This is a genomic window from Helicobacter sp. MIT 14-3879 (assembly GCF_003364125.1).
On the sequence record NZ_NXLP01000188.1, the window covers coordinates 1 to 558 of the forward strand.

At 23.8% G+C, this 558-nt stretch carries 1 protein-coding gene and 1 pseudogene; both read right to left on the reverse strand.

Going from position 1 to position 558, the window contains the following annotated elements:
- Positions 1 to 307, reverse strand: a pseudogene (locus CQA44_RS12275) (lipase); the annotation flags it as partial.
- Between the two features lie 15 nt (positions 308 to 322).
- On the reverse strand, positions 323 to 558 hold a 236-nt coding region (locus CQA44_RS12925), incomplete at its 5' end, for a hypothetical protein (RefSeq protein ID WP_181881926.1).

The window sequence follows — 558 nt, forward strand, 5'->3', positions numbered from 1 at the left end:
ATAAATCTTTTCTAGCTTGTAAATATTCATCACTTAAAGAATCTTTGTTGGAGATAAAGGAGAGATAGAAACTAGATTTGTATTTAAAAAAACTTTCATTCACAATAGCTTCTTTATTCTCATTAAGTAAAATACAATCCTCACATTGATAAAGAGCATTAAGCAGAGCAATAGGAGAATCTTTAGTTATAGAATTAATATCATCAAGAGTAATATTCTTATATATTGTTTTTTTATTATAATCTTTTTGGGTAGTATTATCAGTGCTATCAATTTTATTTGTATTGTTTTGATGATTGAAATTCATAGAAATTCCTTTGTTTTATTTACCAAATAGCATTCTATAATCTTTTTCAAAATTACTCATATCATCTACTTGTTCATCACCATATTTATTTCTTAATTCATATTCTAAGATTTTCTTATTTTCAGCATTATTAAATATAGTTAATCTTACAAATTCTTTATACCAATCTCCACTTAATAAATAATCAAAGCCATTTTTTAAATCTTTCCAAGTATTCTTTGTGGGAAGATAAATGTGTTCATAGGCAAAAT